This window comes from Sphingomonas sp. Leaf343 (assembly GCF_001423765.1).
Lineage (GTDB): Bacteria > Pseudomonadota > Alphaproteobacteria > Sphingomonadales > Sphingomonadaceae > Sphingomonas.
The window spans coordinates 210132-227852 of record NZ_LMPG01000015.1 but is presented as its reverse complement, the minus strand read 5'-3'; the positions used below and the strand labels follow the sequence as shown (position 1 = coordinate 227852).

General features: G+C 66.4%; 18 protein-coding genes and 3 tRNA genes. 7 read left to right on the top strand and 14 right to left on the bottom strand.

Translation table 11 applies throughout. From position 1 onward, the window contains the following. Positions 1–196: 196 nt before the first annotated feature. The 3 genes from ASG07_RS15400 (at position 197) to ASG07_RS15390 (ending at position 2554) form a co-directional block, all read left to right on the top strand. Positions 197–748: a (2Fe-2S)-binding protein gene (locus ASG07_RS15400; protein WP_055848794.1), complete on the top strand. Its 552-nt coding sequence runs from the start codon at positions 197–199 to the stop codon at positions 746–748. 91 nt (positions 749–839) lie between these two features. Beyond that, on the top strand, positions 840–1793 hold the full coding sequence (locus tag ASG07_RS15395) for an RcnB family protein (RefSeq protein WP_082474862.1): 954 nt from the start codon (positions 840–842) through the stop codon (positions 1791–1793). A 71-nt stretch (positions 1794–1864) separates the two neighbouring features. Next, positions 1865–2554 carry a prolyl hydroxylase family protein gene (locus ASG07_RS15390; protein WP_055848787.1) on the top strand — a complete coding sequence of 230 codons (690 nt, stop codon included), beginning with the start codon at positions 1865–1867 and terminating at the stop codon, positions 2552–2554. 12 nt (positions 2555–2566) lie between these two features. Here the strand turns inward: ASG07_RS15390 and ASG07_RS15385 are convergent, their stop codons facing one another. Both ASG07_RS15385 and ASG07_RS15380 read right to left on the bottom strand, forming a co-directional pair. Then, positions 2567–3598: an aldo/keto reductase gene (locus tag ASG07_RS15385; protein WP_055848784.1), complete on the bottom strand. Its 1032-nt coding sequence runs from the start codon at positions 3596–3598 to the stop codon at positions 2567–2569. A 134-nt stretch (positions 3599–3732) separates the two neighbouring features. Further along, positions 3733–4548, bottom strand: a complete 816-nt coding sequence (locus tag ASG07_RS15380) for an amidohydrolase family protein (RefSeq protein WP_055848781.1) — start codon at positions 4546–4548, stop codon at positions 3733–3735. 92 nt (positions 4549–4640) lie between these two features. Here ASG07_RS15380 and ASG07_RS15375 point away from each other — a divergent pair, with 92 nt between their 5' ends. Further along, the gene (locus ASG07_RS15375; RefSeq protein WP_055848778.1) at positions 4641–5111 is read left to right on the top strand and encodes a methylated-DNA--[protein]-cysteine S-methyltransferase; all 471 of its coding nucleotides are present in this window, start codon (positions 4641–4643) and stop codon (positions 5109–5111) included. A 115-nt stretch (positions 5112–5226) separates the two neighbouring features. Here ASG07_RS15375 and ASG07_RS15370 read toward each other — a convergent pair. From ASG07_RS15370 to aroA, 6 genes are all read right to left on the bottom strand, one after another. Then, positions 5227–5311 (bottom strand) — tRNA-Leu (locus tag ASG07_RS15370). Positions 5312–5485: 174 nt separating this feature from the next. Then, positions 5486–5764, bottom strand: a complete 279-nt coding sequence (gene ihfB / locus ASG07_RS15365; RefSeq protein WP_055848775.1) for an integration host factor subunit beta — start codon at positions 5762–5764, stop codon at positions 5486–5488. Positions 5765–5905: 141 nt separating this feature from the next. Beyond that, positions 5906–7621, bottom strand: a complete 1716-nt coding sequence (rpsA, locus tag ASG07_RS15360) for a 30S ribosomal protein S1 (protein ID WP_055848772.1) — start codon at positions 7619–7621, stop codon at positions 5906–5908. 246 nt (positions 7622–7867) lie between these two features. Further along, positions 7868–8509 carry a (d)CMP kinase gene (cmk, locus tag ASG07_RS15355; RefSeq protein WP_055848770.1) on the bottom strand — a complete coding sequence of 214 codons (642 nt, stop codon included), beginning with the start codon at positions 8507–8509 and terminating at the stop codon, positions 7868–7870. Then, a complete protein-coding gene (locus ASG07_RS15350; RefSeq protein ID WP_236694740.1) occupies positions 8506–9474 on the bottom strand; it encodes a proline iminopeptidase-family hydrolase in 969 nt (322 codons plus the stop codon). Before ASG07_RS15350 ends, cmk begins: the two co-directional genes overlap by 4 nt. A gap of 2 nt (positions 9475–9476) precedes the next feature. Then, positions 9477–10814 carry a 3-phosphoshikimate 1-carboxyvinyltransferase gene (gene aroA, locus ASG07_RS15345; RefSeq protein WP_055848761.1) on the bottom strand — a complete coding sequence of 446 codons (1338 nt, stop codon included), beginning with the start codon at positions 10812–10814 and terminating at the stop codon, positions 9477–9479. Between the two features lie 100 nt (positions 10815–10914). Here aroA and ASG07_RS15340 point away from each other — a divergent pair, with 100 nt between their 5' ends. Both ASG07_RS15340 and ASG07_RS15335 read left to right on the top strand, forming a co-directional pair. After that, positions 10915–11238, top strand: a complete 324-nt coding sequence (locus tag ASG07_RS15340) for a TIGR02300 family protein (protein ID WP_055848758.1) — start codon at positions 10915–10917, stop codon at positions 11236–11238. A gap of 84 nt (positions 11239–11322) precedes the next feature. Beyond that, positions 11323–11398: transfer RNA gene (locus ASG07_RS15335), tRNA-Ala, on the top strand. A gap of 202 nt (positions 11399–11600) precedes the next feature. Here the strand turns inward: ASG07_RS15335 and ASG07_RS15330 are convergent. The 3 genes from ASG07_RS15330 to ASG07_RS15320 form a co-directional block, all read right to left on the bottom strand. Further along, positions 11601–13355, bottom strand: a complete 1755-nt coding sequence (locus ASG07_RS15330; protein WP_236694736.1) for a flotillin family protein — start codon at positions 13353–13355, stop codon at positions 11601–11603. A 35-nt stretch (positions 13356–13390) separates the two neighbouring features. After that, positions 13391–14002, bottom strand: a complete 612-nt coding sequence (locus ASG07_RS15325; RefSeq protein WP_055848755.1) for an OB-fold-containig protein — start codon at positions 14000–14002, stop codon at positions 13391–13393. A gap of 66 nt (positions 14003–14068) precedes the next feature. Further along, positions 14069–15031 carry a 2-hydroxyacid dehydrogenase gene (locus tag ASG07_RS15320; protein WP_055848752.1) on the bottom strand — a complete coding sequence of 321 codons (963 nt, stop codon included), beginning with the start codon at positions 15029–15031 and terminating at the stop codon, positions 14069–14071. 78 nt (positions 15032–15109) lie between these two features. Between ASG07_RS15320 and ASG07_RS15315 the strand changes: the two genes are divergently transcribed. Beyond that, positions 15110–15964: a hydroxypyruvate isomerase family protein gene (locus ASG07_RS15315; RefSeq protein WP_055848749.1), complete on the top strand. Its 855-nt coding sequence runs from the start codon at positions 15110–15112 to the stop codon at positions 15962–15964. A gap of 33 nt (positions 15965–15997) precedes the next feature. Here ASG07_RS15315 and ASG07_RS15310 read toward each other — a convergent pair. From ASG07_RS15310 to dapB, 3 genes are all read right to left on the bottom strand, one after another. Further along, positions 15998–16074, bottom strand: a tRNA-Arg gene (locus ASG07_RS15310). A gap of 56 nt (positions 16075–16130) precedes the next feature. After that, a complete protein-coding gene (gene nth, locus ASG07_RS15305; RefSeq protein ID WP_055848746.1) occupies positions 16131–16778 on the bottom strand; it encodes an endonuclease III in 648 nt (215 codons plus the stop codon). A 5-nt stretch (positions 16779–16783) separates the two neighbouring features. Beyond that, entirely contained in the window at positions 16784–17512 is a 729-nt protein-coding gene (gene dapB / locus ASG07_RS15300; RefSeq protein WP_055848744.1) for a 4-hydroxy-tetrahydrodipicolinate reductase, read from the bottom strand. Between the last annotated feature and the right edge of the window lie 209 nt (positions 17513–17721).

Sequence of the window (17721 nt, the reverse complement as noted above, 5' to 3'; positions counted from 1 at the left end):
TGATCTGCTCCTCGCTGAACCTCGTCTTCTTCACTTCCGTCTCCTCGCGAAGGCGGACTCTAGCTCAAATTGGCAGAGTTTCTGGGGAGCACGTCAAAACATATACAATCCGTTGCTTGTGCGACGCGCCTCGGACGTCGTCTCAATGTCCGGGGACCATTTCGCTCGGGACACCGACGTTCTATGATCGCGCGGGATGACCCGCTTCACCGTCAACAACCAGGCCGTCGAATACCGCCTCGATCCGGCGACGCCGTTGCTCTGGGCGTTGCGCGACGCGTCCAATCTGACGGGGACGAAATATGGCTGCGGCAGCGGCCATTGCGGAGCCTGCACCGTCGATGTCGACGGCCGTGCGGTGCGCTCCTGCCGCATGACGATCGCCGAGGCGGAGGGCACCTACGTCACCACGATCGAGGGGCTGTCGCGAGAGCGTAGCCATCCGCTGCAACTCGCATTTCTGGCGGACAATGTTGTGCAATGCGGCTTTTGCGTACCCGGCATCGTCATGGCAGCATCGATATTGCTCCGGCGCAATCCCGATCCGGACGAGGCTGCGATCCGTGGCGCGATCACCAATCTCTGCCGCTGCGGTATCTATCCGCGCCTGATCGAGGCGATCGGCCGCGCGGCAAGGGCGGCTCGCGGCGAAGAAGTGATCTCGGCCGGCGCGCGGCCCGGCATCGATCCCGCCGATGCCGCGCGTGTGGTTCCAGCCCTGGTGCCGCCGAAGCTGTCGGATCGCTGACGATCGGGTTCAGCTTCCATTCGCCGTGCGAATGGCACATCCCGTCCATCATAGGGACCGGCTCGTGCGCCGGTGGTTCGGGACGAACGACATGAGGAACTGGATCTCGGCACTGCTGATGGCGACCACGCTGATCCCCGTCGCCGCTGCCGCGCAGGAAGGTCAGCTCGACGGCAATGTCGGTCGCCAGAGTCGCGGCGACGTCGCCCGGATACGCGCCGACATGGGTGCCCGGATGGTTCGGGACCAGACGGATCGGAGCCAGATGGATAGGGGGCGTCGCGAGGACGCACCCCGTGACGAAGCGCGCCCGCAGCCGCGCCCGGCACCGCAACTTCGGGAGGCGGGTCCCGACCAGCCCCGCCCCGAGCGGCGCGCTGATCGTGGCAACCGCGGGGGCAACCGCGACGGCATGGACCAGCGCTATCCGCGTCGCGATGACGACCGCAATGGGTGGCAGGGCCGGCAGGGGCAGGATCGGCAGGGGCCGGATCGGCCACGCCGCGACCGGCTGGAGGCCGCTCAGGCTCGCCCCGATCAGCCCCGGCGGGATTGGCGGGAGGACGAACGCCGCGATGATGCCCGTGACAATGATCGCCGCAATGACGATCGCCGCAACTGGGATCGCGACGACCGACGGCGCGATCAGCAGCGCCGGACCTATGGCTACGGCTATGGCGACAACAATGGCTGGCGCGGCCAGTCCTATGATCGCAGCCGGTTCGAGGACCGCCGGGCCTGGAATCGTGGTTGGCGGTCGGAGAACCGGTACGACTGGACCCGCTATCGCAGCGTGAACCGCAACGCGTACCGCCTGCCCCGTTATTACGCACCATATGGGTGGAACAGCTATCGCCGGCTGTCGATTGGCCTCAGCCTCGCTCCGCAGCTTTGGGGACAGAATTACTGGATCGCCGATCCGTGGAGCTATCGCCTGCCCGACGCCTATGGCCAGTATCGGTGGGTACGATATTATGACGATGCGCTCCTCGTCGATCTCGACTCCGGCCAGGTCGTCGATGCGGTGTACGGCATCTTCTGGTAATCGACACGACAGGCCCGGCGGGACGTCCGCCGGGTCTTGCCTTTGCCCGCCGGATCGGCGGAAAAGCGCGCATGAGTTTCTTCGCCCGCAAGACTGCTTCGAAGCCTTCTCCCGCCGCGCTCGGCCGTCGTCAGGTGGGCATCCAGGTCGGTCGCCGCCTCGATGCCGATCCCGCGCTGGTGCGCGCGCCGGTCGACGCCGCCCAGGTGTATTTCCATCATGACTTCCTGGATGCGGCTACCTGCGCGCGGATGGTCGCGATGATCGATGCCAATCGCCGGCCGTCCACCCTGTTGTCCGATCGCAACGATCAGGGTTTCCGCACCTCCGACAGTTGTGACATGGACCGCTGGTCACCGGACGTGCAGCCGATCGACGAGGCGATCGCCGCGTTACTCGGGATCGATCCAGACCATGGCGAGACGATGCAGGGGCAGCGTTACGCCCCCGGCCAGCAATTCCGTGCGCATCATGATTATTTCCACGAAAGCGAAAGCTATTGGGAGCGAATGCAGCGTGAGGGCGGGCAGCGAACCTGGACGGCGATGATCTATCTCAACGATGTCGAGGATGGCGGCGCGACGTGGTTTCCGCAGGCCGGGATAAAGGTCGCGCCGAAACGCGGCATGTTGTTGACGTGGAACAACATGAACGCGGAGGGCATGCCGAACGAGGCGACCATCCACGAAGGCATGCCGGTCGTCGCCGGCGTGAAGTACATCATCACCAAATGGTTCAGGGAACATCGCTGGGTGCGCTGATCGCGCCGGACGTCAGGCCGCCTTGGGCAGCGGACATTCGGGATGCAGCAGGCCGGCGGCGATCAGGTCCTGCCAGAACTCCGCCGGGATCGGCGCGGCGAGCAGCGTCATCGTCGCCGCGACCTCCCGGCAATCGCCCAGCCCGGGGATGACGCTCGCCACCTGCGGATGAGCCAGCGGCAACTGCAATGCCGCGGCGGCGAGCGGCACCCGATGGTCGCCGGCGATCGCCTCGATCCGCGCCACGCGCTCCACGATCGCGGTCGGGGCAGGCGCATAATCATAGGTCACCGGCGCGGTCGACAACGTCCCTTGCGCCAATATCCCGGAATTGTACGGGCCGCCGATCACGACGGGTGTGCCGGTCTTCCCACAAGCCGGGAAGAGCGCGTCGAGCGCGTCCTGTTCCAGCAGGGTATAGCGGCCCGCCAGCAGGATCACGTCGAGCTGTGTTTCCGCCAGCAATCGCAGGCAGGACGGGATTTCGTTGACGCCCAGGCCATAGCCCTTGATTTCGCCGGCGGCGCGCAATTCCTCCAGAGCGGTCAAGCCGCCGCCGCGGGTCAGTTGCCGCCAGATCCGCTCGTGATCGTCGCCATGCTGACGCTCGCCGATGTCGTGAATATAAAGGAGGTCGACCCGTGCGACGCCAAGCCGTTGCAGGCTCTGCTCCCACGATCGCAGCACGCCGTCGCGGCTGTAGTCATAGATACCCCGGAACGGCATCGGCGAATGGAAGCCATCGGTCACGCCGCCATTTTCGCGCGGGATCGCGATGTCGGACACCAATAGTCGACCGACCTTGGTCGACAGGACCACGTCCGGCCGGTCGCGAACGACATCCCCGATCCGTTTCTCGCTGAGACCGCGACCATAATGCGGTGCGGTGTCGATGTAACGGATACCGGCATCCAGCGCGGTCGTCAGCGTGCGGGTGGCGATTTCCTCGGGGATGCTGCGATACAGATTGCCCATGACGGCACCGCCCAGTCCGATGCTGCTGACCGATAGACCGGTGGCACCGAGGGCCCGTTTTACAATCATCCCCGCCCAACGATCATCGCCGTCCCGAACCCCGATATGGATCGGTATCGATTACCGTCCCGGACCAAGTTCGTGCAAACGATTTTGTCGGAATATGAGGCGCTTGCAGCGATACGGTTGAACAGGCCCGATCGTCACCCGCCAAGGGCGTAGAATCGCCGCGCACAGCCGGCGAGAAGCTGGTCCAGCGCAGCGCCGGATAGGCCCGACATTCGGATCGCGCTGTCCAGCCAGCCGCCCTGGTCCTCCCCCACCAGGGTCAGGACCGGCCAGTCACTGGCCCACATGAGGCGATCGGAAAACTGTTCGACCAGATGCAGGACGGTGGGCCGGAGCGCCGCATCCGGCTGTCCCGCCACCCGCAGCGCCGATAATTTGCAGTGTACCCCCTGCCGCGCCAGCACCGCGATATCGGCCTTCCATGCGCCCCATCGCTCGGGCGCGGTGAAGGGCTTGGCACCGTGGTCGATCACCACCCGCAAATCGGGCCAGCGGTCGACGAAGCGGGCGAGCATCGGCAGATGCCGTGGCCCCACCAGCACGTCGAGGCTGAGATCATGCGACACGATCGCCTGCAGTGCCGGCGTCAATGCCTCTTCCATCAGCCAGTCGACCTCGGGAATACATTCCAGCATAGCGCGCAGGCCCCGAAGCCGGGGCTGACCCGCCAGTGCGGCGATGCGATCCGGCGCCGAGGCCGATGCGAGATCGACCCAGCCGACGACGCCGAGCACCATCGGTTCGGCGTTCGCAATGCTCAGCAACCAGTCCGTATCGCCGTCGTTCGCCTGAGACTGCACCAGCACCGTCCCGGCTACGCGCGGATCGATGATCGCCCGGAATTCCTCCGGCAGAACGTCGCGATAGATCGGCGGCAGGTCGGGACCGGGCCAGTGATGATCGGGAAGGCCAAGCGACCAGAAATGCTGATGCGCGTCGATCACCGTCATCGAACCGTATCTCCACGCAGATCCGGCTGGCTGCTCCCCGTCATCGATCCTAGGGTTTCCGCATGACGCCCGGGGACGTGCCATACTGCGCCATGTTCGACTCGCCGGTCGGAACGCTGACGCTGGTGGCGGCCGGAGATTGGCTGCGGGCGATCACGTGGCCCGACGACCCCCCGGCCCGCGTCCGGCTGCCGCCCATGGTTGCGCGGGACGACCATCCCGTACTGAAGCAGGCGATGGCACAGTTGACCGAATATTTCGGCGGTCGACGTCGTGTCTTCGATTTGCCCGTGCGCCCGACGGGAACCACATTCCAGCAGCGCGTCTGGCAGGAATTGCTGGCCATCCCGTTCGGCGAGACGAGAAGCTATGTCGAGATCGCCGGGCGGATCGGCAGCCCCATGGCCGCGCGCGCCGTGGGCGCGGCGAACGGCCGCAATCCGATCTCGATCGTCATACCATGCCACCGGGTCGTTGGCGCAAATGGCGGACTGACCGGATTCGCTGGCGGGATAGAGGTCAAACGGCGCCTGCTCGCGCTGGAGTGGCCATCGCTGCTCTGACGTCGGCAAATTCCGTTCGTTGACCGCCGGGCGAGCGTCAGCAGACCAATGTCCGAGACGGCGTTTCACCCTGTCGGCAGGACCGGGCATGACCCGTCGCCGTCGCCGGACGGAATGGTGCGGACGGCGGGAATCGAACCCGCACTCCATCAGGAAACCGATTTTAAGTCGGCAGCGTCTACCGATTCCGCCACGCCCGCATGACCCGCCACGAAGCGCAGTCGTGGCAGCCAGTCAAGCGCAACGGGCGCGATCATCCAGCGAGCCACTGACACGTTCCTGTTTTACGCACGGCCGGACCGGCACGTCGCTTGGTCGGCAATATGTCTGAGCAGACATCGATTGCAATCCGGCCGAAAGAAAAATGCTGGCGCTCACACGTTGAGGCGTGCGCGCATTTCCTTGCCCGGTTTGAAATATGGAACGCGCTTTGCGTCGACATCCACCGATTCACCGGTTCTGGGATTACGCCCCGTCCGGGCATCACGCGAACGCGTTGAAAAAGCGCCGAAACCACGGATCTCCACGCGTCCGCCCGCGGCGAGACGATCGGTAATCTCGTTGAAGAACGTCGACACGATGAGTTCGACCTCACGGGGCGTCAAATCCCTGTGAGCGTCAGTAAGTCTTTGAACTAGTTCGGAACGAATCACGGTGCTTCCACCCCCCGGCGGCTGAGTTGAAGATGTTGATACAAGTCAACTTGCGCGGGGAAAAGAGCGTTTTACAAAAATTTACCACAAAAAAAGGCCGGGATCGCTCCCGGCCTAATTGTCTTACATATTGCGGAATGCTTACTTCTTTTCGTTCTGCGCCTTCAGGGCCGCACCCAGAATGTCGCCGAGCGAAGCGCCGGAATCCGAAGAGCCGTACTGTGCAACCGCCTGCTTTTCCTCGGCAATCTGCATCGCCTTGACGGAGAAGGTGGGCTTCTTCGAACGATCGAAGCCGGTGACCATCGCGTCGAACTTCTGACCGACCTGGAAGCGCTCCGGGCGCTGCTCGTCGCGGTCGCGTCCCAGATCGGTACGCTTGATGAAGCCGGTCGCCCCGTCGTCGCCCTGCTGCACTTCGAGACCCGCATCGCGAACCTCCAGCACGGTCACGGTGACAACCGCGTTCTTGTTCAGGCGATCGCCCGCTGCGGTGGTGCCGCCGGCGGCCGGGCCACCACGCTCCAGCTGCTTCATGCCGAGCGAGATACGCTCCTTCTCGGGATCGATGTCGAGCACGACCGCCTGAACGGTTTCGCCCTTGCGATGCAGCGCCAGTGCATCCTCACCCGACACGCCCCATGCGATATCCGACATGTGGACCATGCCGTCGACATCGTTGTCCAGACCGATGAACAGGCCGAACTCGGTGGCGTTCTTGACTTCGCCCTCGACGGTCGAACCGATCGGATGGGCCGACGCGAACGCCTCCCACGGATTGTTCTGCGCCTGCTTCAGGCCCAGCGAGATGCGGCGCTTGTCCTGATCGACCTCGAGCACGACGACTTCGACTTCCTGCGAGGTCGAGACAATCTTGCCCGGATGGACGTTCTTCTTGGTCCAGGACATTTCGGACACGTGGACCAGACCCTCGATGCCAGGCTCCAGCTCGACGAAGGCACCATATTCGGTGATGTTCGTGACGCGGCCGGACAGCTTGGCACCGATCGGATACTTCGCCGATGCGCCGTCCCACGGATCGCTCTCGAGCTGCTTCATCCCGAGCGAGATGCGTTGCGTGTCCTTGTTGATGCGGATGATCTGCACCTTCACCGTGTCGCCGATGTTGATCATCTCGGACGGGTGATTGACGCGCTTGTAGCTGAGATCGGTGACGTGCAGCAGGCCGTCGATGCCGCCCAGGTCGACGAACGCACCGTAATCGGTGATGTTCTTGACGACGCCGTCGATGATCTGACCCTCGGCCAGGCTCTGGATCAGGCCCGAACGCTGCTCGGCGCGGGTCTCTTCGAGCACGGCGCGACGCGACACGACGATGTTGCCGCGCTTGCGGTCCATCTTCAGGATCTGGAACGGCTGGGGGATGTCCATCAGCGGCGTGACGTCACGAACGGGGCGGATATCGACCTGCGAACCCGGCAAGAACGCGACGGCACCCGACAGGTCGACGGTGAAGCCGCCCTTGACGCGGCCGAATATCGTGCCCTCGACCCGCGCCGACTTGGCGAACTCGACTTCCAGCTTGTCCCAGGCGGCTTCGCGACGGGCGCGGTCGCGCGACAGCATCGCCTCGCCGTGCATGTTCTCGACGCGGTCGACGTAAACCTCGACTTCGTCACCGACCTTCAGCTCGGCCTTCTGGCCGGGGGCGGGCGCGAATTCGCGAAGCGGCACGCGGCCTTCCGACTTCAGACCGACGTCGATGACGGCCATGTCGTTTTCGATCGCGGTGACGGTGCCGTGGACGACGCGACCCTCGAAACTGTCGGCGCCGCCGAACATGTCATCGAGCATCGCCGCGAAATCGTCGCGTGTGGGCTGAACCTGGGTTGCCATGAAAAAGCGTATTCCTCGGTCTGTTTCCGGCCAAGCGGTTGGTTCCGCTGGTCTTGGCCTGAACGCCGCGACGACCCCATGCCGCCACGGCATCCGCGCGAACCGATGCAGGCGGAGGAGATTCGCGGCTATGCGAAAAGGGCGCAGGAGGACATGCCTCCGCGCCGACCTCCGCGAGCACAGCCCGCCGGACAGGGCCGGATAGCGCAAAAACGGCTTGCCGGCAAGGTCGCGCGGCCTTGCCCGCTACTCTGTTGCGCGCGCCTTCGCGGCGAACGCGGCATCGACCAGCACGGTCGCGCGACGGATCGACTCCTCGATCGACAGGAAGGTGGTGTCGAGCAGCGCGGCATCGCTCGCCATGATGAGCGGCGCGGCGTCGCGACCGCTGTCCCGCGCGTCGCGCACGCGGATGTCGGCGAGCACCCGGTCGAAACTGGTGGTATCCCCGCGCGACTGGAGTTCGGTGTGGCGGCGACGCGCGCGGATTTGCGGGGTCGCCTTCACGAACAGCTTGGCGTCCGCATCCGGCGCGATCACGGTGCCGATGTCGCGCCCGTCCAGCACCGCACCGCCGTCCTGATTGGCGAAGCGCCGCTGCCGCTGGAGCAACGATGCGCGAACCAGCGGATGCGCCGACACGATCGAGGCGAGTTGCCCGACATCGTCGTCGCGCAACGCCGGGTCGGCCAGCGTCAGGTCGTCGAAATCGCAGGCCGCGACCGCATCCGCCTCCCGCGTCGGGTCCAGTTCCAGCCGGCGGACGGTGAACGCCACCGCGCGATACAGCAGCCCGGTGTCGAGATGCGGCAGGCCGTAATGCCGGGCCAATGCCCTGGCGATGGTGCCCTTGCCCGAAGCGGCGGGGCCGTCGACCGCGATGATCATGTGTCGTGCCTTTGCATCCAGCCGCGCAACAACGCGACCGATTCGTCCGGGCGATCGGTGAAGATGCCGTGGGCGGCACCCGGTACCACCGCCCACTCCGCGCCCGGTACGCGCGCGGCGAACCCCGCCAGCGTGCCCGGCCGCGCCTCGTCATACTGGCCGCCGACGAACAGCGTTCGTGCGCCGTCCAGCTTCGCGAGCAACGGCTCGCCATCGTAGTTCTTCAGGCTGCCGGTCGAAACGAATTCGCTACGGCCCCACATCGCTTCGTACAGCTTCAGATTGAAGCCGCGGCCCGACTGCGAACGATACGCCTTGTGTCCCTCGCCGGCCGGCTCGCGGCCGTTATAAGCCGCGTAGAACGCCCCCGTTGCCGTTTCGCAACTCACCGGCTGCGGCGCGGGCAGCGCGTCGCACCGGATCAGTTCTTCCCGGACATCGGCAGGCAGTTCGCGCCGCAACATATCGGCATCCGCGATCCAGCTGCGCGTGGAAATCAGCGGGCTGGCGAGGATCAGGCTGGACAACACATCAGGACGGCGGGCCCCATATTCCAGCGCGACCGTCCCGCCCCAGCTATGTCCGACGACATGCCAGCGCCCAACACCCAGCGTCCGCGCCATCGTATCGAGTTCATCGACGAACCGCGACACCCGCCAGTTCCCTGGATCATCCGGTCGGTCCGACCGGCCCGAATCGAGCTGGTCGTACAGGATCACCGCGCGCTCGTCCGCCAGCGCCAGCGCATCCAGATACGCGCCGTGCGTCCCCCCCGGCCCGCCGTGCAGGAAGACGACCGGCGGCTTCGGCCCCCGAAGATCGCCGTTGACGCGGACGTAGATGCGGCCACCCTCGACCGCCACCATCGCCTCGCGATCCGGCTTGGGATAGCGCGCAGGCCCCCGCGCCCGGCCCGGTGCCGCGGCGAGCGCGGCAAGGCCGGCAACGAACTGGCGCCGATCCACTCTCAACCGATCACCTCGGCCCCTAGCGCAGTGGCGATGCCCACGAACCCGGGATAGCTGGTCGCGATCGGGCTGGCGTCGCCGATCGTCACCGCCTTGCGCGCATGCAGTCCCGCCACCGCCATGCTCATCGCGATGCGATGGTCGAGATGGGTCTCGATCGTCGCATCGCCGGCGATCGGTTCGCCACCGGAACCCTGCACCGCCAGCCCGTCCTCGAACTCGTCGCAGACCACGCCACACGCTTCCAGCGCCGCTTTCATCGCCGCGATCCGATCCGATTCCTTGACGCGCAACTCGTGCGCGCCTCGCGCCACCGTTCGCCCGGAAGCGAAGGCCGCCGCGACGAACAGCGCAGGATATTCGTCGATCATGCTGGGCGCGAGGTCGGGCGGCACCTCGATCGCCGAAAGGGCCGCGTGGCGCACGCGCAGGTCGGCGACCGGCTCGCCGCCGACGGTGCGCGCGTCCAGTTCCTCGATATCGGCGCCCATCAGCCGCAACGCCGCGATCAGGCCGGTGCGCGTCGGGTTCAGCCCGACATTGGCGACGGTGACGTCCGATCCCGGCACGATGCTCGCCGCGACCAGCCAGAACGCCGCCGACGAAGGATCGCCGGGGACGACGATCTGCTGCGGCGTCAATTCCGCCTCGCCGTGGAGGGAGATGACGCGCCCCGCCGGCGACGGCTCGACCGTCAGCCTCGCGCCGAACCCGGCCAGCATCCGCTCCGAATGGTCGCGCGTCGCGATCGGCTCGATCACGCGCGTTATGCCGGGCGTGTTGAGGCCGGCGAGCAGGATCGCGGACTTCACCTGCGCCGATGCAACCGGCAGCGTGTAGGTGATCGGCACCGCCGGGCAGATCCCGCGCAGCATGAGCGGCAACCGCCCGCCGGGCGACGCCGTCACCGCCGCACCCATGCTCATCAGCGGCTCGATCACGCGCCCCATCGGTCGCTTCGACAGCGATGCGTCGCCGACGAACGTAGCGGTGATCGGATGGCTCGCGACCAGTCCCATCAACAACCGCGTCGACGTGCCCGAGTTGCCCATGTCGAGCACGTTCGCCGGTTGCAGCAGCCCGCCGACGCCGACGCCGTGGATCGTCCAGACGCCGTCCTCGCCCCGCGCGATGTCCGCACCCATCGCCCGCATCGCAGCAGCGGTGGCGAGGACGTCCTCACCCTCCAGCAATCCCTCGACCCGGCTTTCGCCCACCGCCAGCGCCGACAGCATCAGAGACCGATGACTGATCGACTTGTCCCCCGGCACCGTCACGCGCCCGGTCAAGGGACCTGTGGCGACGAGTGTCAGCGGCTGGGATGGTGAGTGCGACATAGGCGCGGCGCTTTGACAGTCGGGCCACGCTATGGCAAGGCGCGCCCCACTTCGCGGGGGGAACCCTGTCGAACTCCCAATCCGAAAGGCACGGTACGGCATGATTAAGCCGGAATGGGGCACGAAGCGCACGTGCCCGAAATGCGCGACGCGTTTCTACGACCTCACCAAGGACGACCCCGTCACCTGCATCAACTGCGGGTATGGCTGGGAACCCGAACCCATCCTGAAATCCAAGCAGCCGCTCGCATTCGAAGTGGCCAAGCCCGACGCTGCCAAGCCCGATGCGGACCTGGAAGGCGACGAGGAGGATATCGAGGCGATCACCGGCGAGGACGAAGAGCCCTCCGCCGATGACGAAGTCGATCTGGGTGGCGACGACGATCTGGGCGTCGAAGCCCCGACGAACGACGACGAGCACTGATTTCGAGGTGATTTGGCAAGTGGCGGAAACGCCGCTTGCCAAGCCTTCGGCGGCCCGCTAGTGGGCTGCCTCCCGCACGGAAATGGGGCCGTAGCTCAGCTGGGAGAGCGCTGCAATGGCATTGCAGAGGTCAGGGGTTCGATCCCCCTCGGCTCCACCATTCCCGATGCGACGACATTCCGGAACGATCGGGTTCATTCCGGACAGTTTCAATCCGGACAGGGTAGTCAGGCTTGCGGGTCCGCAGGCGTATGCCCGCGGGCTGCCTCGATGCGTCCGCCGCGCACCGGGTTGAAGCCCGGGGCCGCCTGCCGTCGTGGTAGACGCGATAGCAGGGAGCACGGGTCGGATCGGCGGTGGCTTCAGGCCGATCGACCATCGAGGATTCCGGCATTCGCGCTGCCGTTTGGCACACGCGCCGCGGGCGTCGCCGGTCCCTTCGGCTCGGCATGGGCGGACGTGACCTGCACGCCGCTGCCCGAGAGCATTCCGTTCAGCGAACCACCGGACATGCCGAGTTCGGCCAACAACCCATCGATGAGCGGTCCTCCGACGCGGTAGCGCATCGCCGCGGCGACGGCAGCGTCGGCGAGGTTGCCCTGCCCCGCACCCGCCGCCGCATCCTGACCCCCGTCGCCGTGCAGACCCCGTGCGTCGAGGATACTGATCTTGTCGATATTCTCGATCGGCTTGGATGCCGCGGCGATAATCGCCGGCAGGGCCTCCAGCATCGCCTTGCGCACCAGCAACGCGGTCTGGGCGTCGTTGAGCAGGTTGGTGGCCTCATTGAGCGACGCCTGACCCGCCGCATCGACCTTGAACGCGGCTTCGCGCCCCTCGGCGCGCGCCTTCTCCGCGTCGGCTTCGGCCGTCGCTTCGGTCCTCAACGCGACTGCGCGCGCTTCCGCGGCTTCCTTCTCCGCAGAGGCGGCGACGGTGATGCCGACCGCTTCTTCCTGCGCGCGCTGCGTGGCGGCGATGACGGCGACGTTCTTGTTGCGATTGGCGATCTCCGTCGCCTTGGCGGTGGCGACGCTCTCTTCCGCACGAACGGCCAGCGCGCGGGCTTCGTTGGCGGCGGCCGTGGCAGTCGATTCCTCTTCAGACTTCTGCGCGGTCTGGACCGCCGTCGTGATGCGGGCGATCTCGATCGTCCGGTCACGCTCGATCGTCGCGGTCTGGATCGCGCCGTCACGGGCGATCGTCGCGGTCTTGATGACCTTGTCGGCCTCGGTCTGCGCGACCGTCTGCGCCTGCATCGCGGTGATCCGGGCGATCTCGGCGAGGCGGGTCTGTTCGGCCTCGGCCGTCGCGATCGCGGTCGCCTGTTCGGCGCGGCGGGCGGACAGCGTCTGCTCCTGCGTCAGCCGCGCCTGCTCGGCGGCCTGAGCGATCTCCAGCGACTGGTTGTTCGCCTCCAGATTGCGCTGTTCGATCTCCACCCGATTGGTGGCGACGATGTCGTTACGGATCTTCTTCCGCTCCTCGATCGTGCGGGTCAGCACCGTCAGCCCCTCGGCATCGAAGGCGTTGTTCTCGTTGAAATGCTCGAACGCGGTCTGGTCGAAATGGGTGATGCTGACCGATTCGAGCTGGAAGCCGTTCATGTCCAGATCGGTCATCAGCGCTTCCTGAACCTTCTGGATAAAGTCGGCGCGGTTGGCGTGCAGATGCTCCATCGTCATCGTCGCGGCGACCGATCGCAGCGCCGAGACGAGCTTGCCGTCCAGCAGCGACTTCACCGCGTCGGGGCTGTTCACCGAATCGCCCAGCGTCTGCGCCGCGGCGGCGATCGACCCGGCATCGGGTTTTACCTTGATATGGAACAGGCCGACGACGTCGACACGCAGCTTGTCGAGCGTGATGAGCGCATCCTTGTTGAGGCGCGACACTTCCAGCTTCACGGTCGTCAGGCGGACCTGCATCAACTCGTGCAGCACCGGGATCACCATGATGCCCCCGTTCAGCACCACCTTTTCGCCACCGAATCCGGTCCGGATCAGTGCGACGTCCTTGGTCGCGCGGCGGTAGAGGCGCGTCAGGATGATGCCGATCACGACCAGCGCGAACAGGATGATCCCGGCGTAGATCAGGATATTGAGCAACGATGCAGGCATGTTGAGGTCCCCCCGGGCCTATGGTTTGATGTCAGTCAGATCGATCGAAGAAGGCTTTTCGTATCCGGCACGCCGAAGAACAACGCCCGTTCGCGGCGAACCAGCAGGATGGATTCGCCCGCCGCGATCGCGTCGGCGTCGTCATGGGGTTCGACGAGAATGAAGTGCGCCTGCCCGTGCCCGTCGACCACTTTCGCCCGCGCCGGCATGCCTCGCCGCGCGACCCCTTCCGTCACCGTACCGCGGCGGCGCAGCAGGTCGTCGGTCGAGATCACCGTCGTCTCGAACCCCGGCATGATCCGCGCGAGTCCATTGGCGGCCAGCGTGTTCATCAGCACGCCCGCCACTGCCGCGCCACCGCAGGCCAGCGGCCATGCCAGCGGCGCGCCGGTCACGCCGCTCGCACCCTGCTGGATGACGAGGCCCGCCAGCGTGAAACAGCCGAGCAGTGAGGTCAGCCAGATCAGGATCGGCAATTCTCCGCCGAGCCCGAGCCAGTCGAGAACGCCCCCCTGCACATCCGCCCCGATATCGGCGTCAACGTGTCCCAGCCCCAGCCCGATCGCTTCGATCAGGCCGATACCGATCATCACGACGAAGGCGATCGCGAACGGCAGATAGGCCGGTGTGAGGAACTGCGCGAACATGCCCGGTGGCTATCACGCCGATGCGGCCCTGTCAGGTCGAACCGGAGGGGAGCCACGAGCCGCCGATCAGGGCAGACGGTCGCATTCCGGAACGGGCGAGATCGGGCGACCCGTGTCGAACCATGCGACGAGATTGTCGACGACGAGCGCCCCCATCGCGGCGCGCGTCCGTTCAGATGCGGAGCCGATATGCGGCAGCAGCACGACCCGGGGCATCACGCGAAGCTCGGACGGGACATGCGGCTCGTCGGCGAAGACATCGAGTCCCGCAGCCAGGATCGTCCCCTCCTTCAGCGCCGCGATCAGCGCCGGCTGATCGACCACGGACCCGCGCGCGACGTTGATGAGGACACCTTGTGGCCCCAGCGCGGCCAGCACGTCGCGGTCGATCAGATGCCGTGTCGCGTCGCCGCCCGGAACGATCGCGATCAGCACGTCGACCGCCGCCGCCAGCGCGACCGGGGTCGGGTGATAGGTATAGGGGATGTCGGGCTGCCGGCTGCGACCGTGATAGGCGACCGGCACGTCGAATCCCTCCAGCCGCCGCGCCACTGCCTTGCCGATCGCACCGAGACCGATGATGCCGACCGTGCGTCCGCGCAGCGTCGGCGACAGCGGGAACGGCCCCTCCGGCCAGCGTCCCTCCCGAACGAAGCGATCCGCTTGAGGGATGCCGCGAAGCGTCGCCAGCAAGAGTCCGATCGTCAGATCGGCGACCTCGTCGTCGAGCACGCCGGGCGTGTTGGTGACGACGATACCGCGCGCCGCCGCCGCCCTGGCATCGACATTGTCGTAGCCGACACCGAAACTGGCGACGATTTCCAGCGCGGGCAGACGGTCGAACCAATTCGTGTCGATCCGGCCGGCAAGCGTGTTCGCTGCAACGCCCCGGATGTGCGGGGCCGCTCCGGCGAGAAAGGCGTCGGGATCAGGCTGCTCCCACAGGCGATGGAGCGTGAAACGCGCCTCCAGCGCGTCGACGATACTGCCGGGCATCAGGGCCGGCATCAGGATTTCGGGCTGCGTCATCGGTGCTGGATAACGCGTATAGCCGGCGAAGGCACCGGTGCGCCTTGCGCTGGCCGCCGACTGCGGTACCGTGCCTGCATGTTTACACGGCGACAGGTCATCGGCTCCACCCTCTCCCTCGCCGCTACGGCCGCGGTCGCTCCGTCCGCGGGGTGCGCCGCCGCACCCCCTGCGGGTCGGCTGAAGCAATCGGTCAGCCGCTGGTGCTACGAGAAGATCCCGCTCGACGATCTCTGCGCTTTTGCCGCCAAGATCGGTCTGCAGGGTATCGATCTGCTACAACCCGCCGACTATGCCGTGCCGCGCAAGCACGGCCTGCGCTGTACGATGGGCTATGCGGCGGAAAACATGACGATCGCCGATGGCCTGAACCGGCGTGAGAATCACGCCGCGATCGAGGCGGCCTTCCGCATCGGCATCCCCCAGGCGGCGAAAGCCGACGTGCCCAACGTCATCGCTTTTTCCGGCAATCGCCGCGGCATGTCGGACGAAGAGGGTGCGGCCAATACCGTCGCCGGCCTGAACCGGGTGAAGCGCATCGCCGAAGACAACAACGTCACGATCTGCGTCGAACTGTTGAACAGCAAGGTCAACCACGCCGACTACATGGCCGATCACACCGAATGGGGCGCGCGCGTGATGGAGCAGGTGAACTCACCCCGCGTGAAGCTGCTCTACGATATCTACCATATGCAGATCATGGAGGGCGATCTGATCGACACGATCCGCAAGAACCTGAAGTGGATCGGGCATTTCCATACCGGCGGCGTTCCCGGCCGGCACGAGCTGAACGATACGCAGGAGGTCAACTGGCACGGGGTCGCGCGCGGTATCGCCGATCTGAGCTTCCAGGGCTATTTCGCACACGAGTTCGTACCCACAGGCGACCCGCTGCCCGCCCTCCGGGAGGCAGTGCGCATCTGCACGGTGTGATCGGAACATTGAAAAGCCGGACCATGTAAGGTCTGGTGCACCCGACTGGATTCGAACCAGTGGCCTCTGCCTTCGGAGGGCAGCGCTCTATCCAGCTGAGCTACGGGTGCCTGGAAGCGATGCGCCTAGCAAAGCGCGTTCGGCTCCGCCAGCCCCTTCGCGCATGTCACGGCGTCTTCGGCGGCGGCGTCTTGGGTTTGAAGGGGCACAGGTCGATCACCGGACAGCGCCAGCATTCGGGTTTGCGCGCCTTGCAGATGTAGCGACCGTGCAGGATCAGCCAGTGATGCGCGTGCAGGCGGAACGGCTGTGGCGTCGCCTTGTCCAGCTTCAGCTCGACCGCCAGGGGGGTTTTGCCGGGGGCCAGGCGGGTGCGGTTGCTGACCCGGAAGATATGGGTGTCGACGGCGAAGGTTTCCGCGCCAAAGGCGACGTTCATCACCACGTTGGCGGTCTTGCGCCCGACGCCGGGCAGCCGTTCCAGCGCGTCGCGATCCGCCGGCACCTCGCCCCCGAAATCGTCGATCAACATCCGCGACAGCGCGATGACGTTCTTCGCCTTGGTATTGAACAGCCCGATCGTGCGGATATGCCGCTTCAGCCCCTCCTCGCCGAGCGCGAGCATCTTCGCCGGCGTGTCGACCTCCGCAAACAGCGCGCGCGTCGCCCTGTTCACCGACGCATCGGTCGCCTGCGCCGACAGCGCCACCGCGACCACCAGCGTGAAGGGATTACGGAATTCGAGCTCCGTCTCGGGATGCGGATCGGCCTCCGCCAGCCGGCGGTAGAATTCGACGACGTCGGCGCGCTTCATCGCGGCTACAGCCCCAGCACGTCGCCCATCCGATACCGCCCGGCGGGCTGGCCGGCGAGCCACACGGCCGCCCGCACCGCGCCGCGCGCGAAGATCGAGCGATCCTGCGCGAAATGCGACAATTCGACCCGCTCGCCCTCGGTCGCCAGGATCACGCTGTGGTCGCCGACCACCGACCCGCCGCGCAGCGCCGCCAGCCCGATCGTTCCTTCGGATCGCGCCCCGGTCAGTCCGACGCGGTCGTCGACCCGCAGTTCGGACAGGCTGCTCCCCCGCCCCGCCGCCGCCGCCTCGCCCAGCAACAGCGCGGTGCCGGATGGGGCATCGACCTTGTGACGGTGGTGCATCTCGACGATCTCGATATCCCAGTCGGGACCCAGCCGCGCCGCCGCATCCCGCACCAGCATCGCCAGCAGCGTGACGCCGAGCGAGGTATTCCCCGTCTGGAGCACGGCGATGGTCTGCGCCGCCGCATCGATCGCCATGTGCTGCGCGCCCGACAGCCCGGTGGTGCCGATCACGATCGGCGTCCCCGCCGCCACCGCCGCGTCGAGATGCGCATCGAGCGCCGATGCGGTCGAAAAGTCGACCAGCACATCGGCCGTGCGCGCCAGCGGCGCCGGATCGTCCCGCGCATCCGCCCCGCCGGCCAGCACCGCGCCCGCCTCCGTCAGCGCATCCGCGATCGCCCGGCCCATTCGCCCCGAACTGCCATAGATGCCCACCCCGGTCATCGATGCGGGACGCGAAGCGGCGGAGTGAGCGGGGTCATGGCGCGGCCATGCCACGGATCGTGGCCGGCCGCCACGCCTCGATCGCGGCGCCTGTCACCCGTCGGCCAATCGAGAGCCGATGTATCGAGCCCCGGGAAAATCCGCCAATGGAATCAGGGGTTGCCTCTACGGCGACAGCGGTTACCCATCGTCGGTACACCACGCGGCCA

Coding starts and splice junctions, on each gene's coding strand:
- ASG07_RS15375 (WP_055848778.1), top strand. CDS start 4,641: ATGTTCGACTCGCCGGTCGGAACGCTGACGCTGGTGGCGGCCGGAGAT.
- ASG07_RS15315 (WP_055848749.1), top strand. CDS start 15,110: ATGTTTACACGGCGACAGGTCATCGGCTCCACCCTCTCCCTCGCCGCT.
- ASG07_RS15340 (WP_055848758.1), top strand. CDS start 10,915: ATGATTAAGCCGGAATGGGGCACGAAGCGCACGTGCCCGAAATGCGCG.
- aroA (WP_055848761.1), bottom strand. CDS start 10,814: ATGTCGCACTCACCATCCCAGCCGCTGACACTCGTCGCCACAGGTCCC.
- ASG07_RS15390 (WP_055848787.1), top strand. CDS start 1,865: ATGAGTTTCTTCGCCCGCAAGACTGCTTCGAAGCCTTCTCCCGCCGCG.
- ASG07_RS15320 (WP_055848752.1), bottom strand. CDS start 15,031: ATGACGCAGCCCGAAATCCTGATGCCGGCCCTGATGCCCGGCAGTATC.
- dapB (WP_055848744.1), bottom strand. CDS start 17,512: ATGACCGGGGTGGGCATCTATGGCAGTTCGGGGCGAATGGGCCGGGCG.
- ASG07_RS15400 (WP_055848794.1), top strand. CDS start 197: ATGACCCGCTTCACCGTCAACAACCAGGCCGTCGAATACCGCCTCGAT.
- cmk (WP_055848770.1), bottom strand. CDS start 8,509: ATGATCATCGCGGTCGACGGCCCCGCCGCTTCGGGCAAGGGCACCATC.
- ASG07_RS15385 (WP_055848784.1), bottom strand. CDS start 3,598: ATGATTGTAAAACGGGCCCTCGGTGCCACCGGTCTATCGGTCAGCAGC.
- ASG07_RS15330 (WP_236694736.1), bottom strand. CDS start 13,355: ATGCCTGCATCGTTGCTCAATATCCTGATCTACGCCGGGATCATCCTG.
- ASG07_RS15395 (WP_082474862.1), top strand. CDS start 840: ATGAGGAACTGGATCTCGGCACTGCTGATGGCGACCACGCTGATCCCC.
- nth (WP_055848746.1), bottom strand. CDS start 16,778: ATGAAGCGCGCCGACGTCGTCGAATTCTACCGCCGGCTGGCGGAGGCC.
- ASG07_RS15380 (WP_055848781.1), bottom strand. CDS start 4,548: ATGACGGTGATCGACGCGCATCAGCATTTCTGGTCGCTTGGCCTTCCC.
- ASG07_RS15325 (WP_055848755.1), bottom strand. CDS start 14,002: ATGTTCGCGCAGTTCCTCACACCGGCCTATCTGCCGTTCGCGATCGCC.
- rpsA (WP_055848772.1), bottom strand. CDS start 7,621: ATGGCAACCCAGGTTCAGCCCACACGCGACGATTTCGCGGCGATGCTC.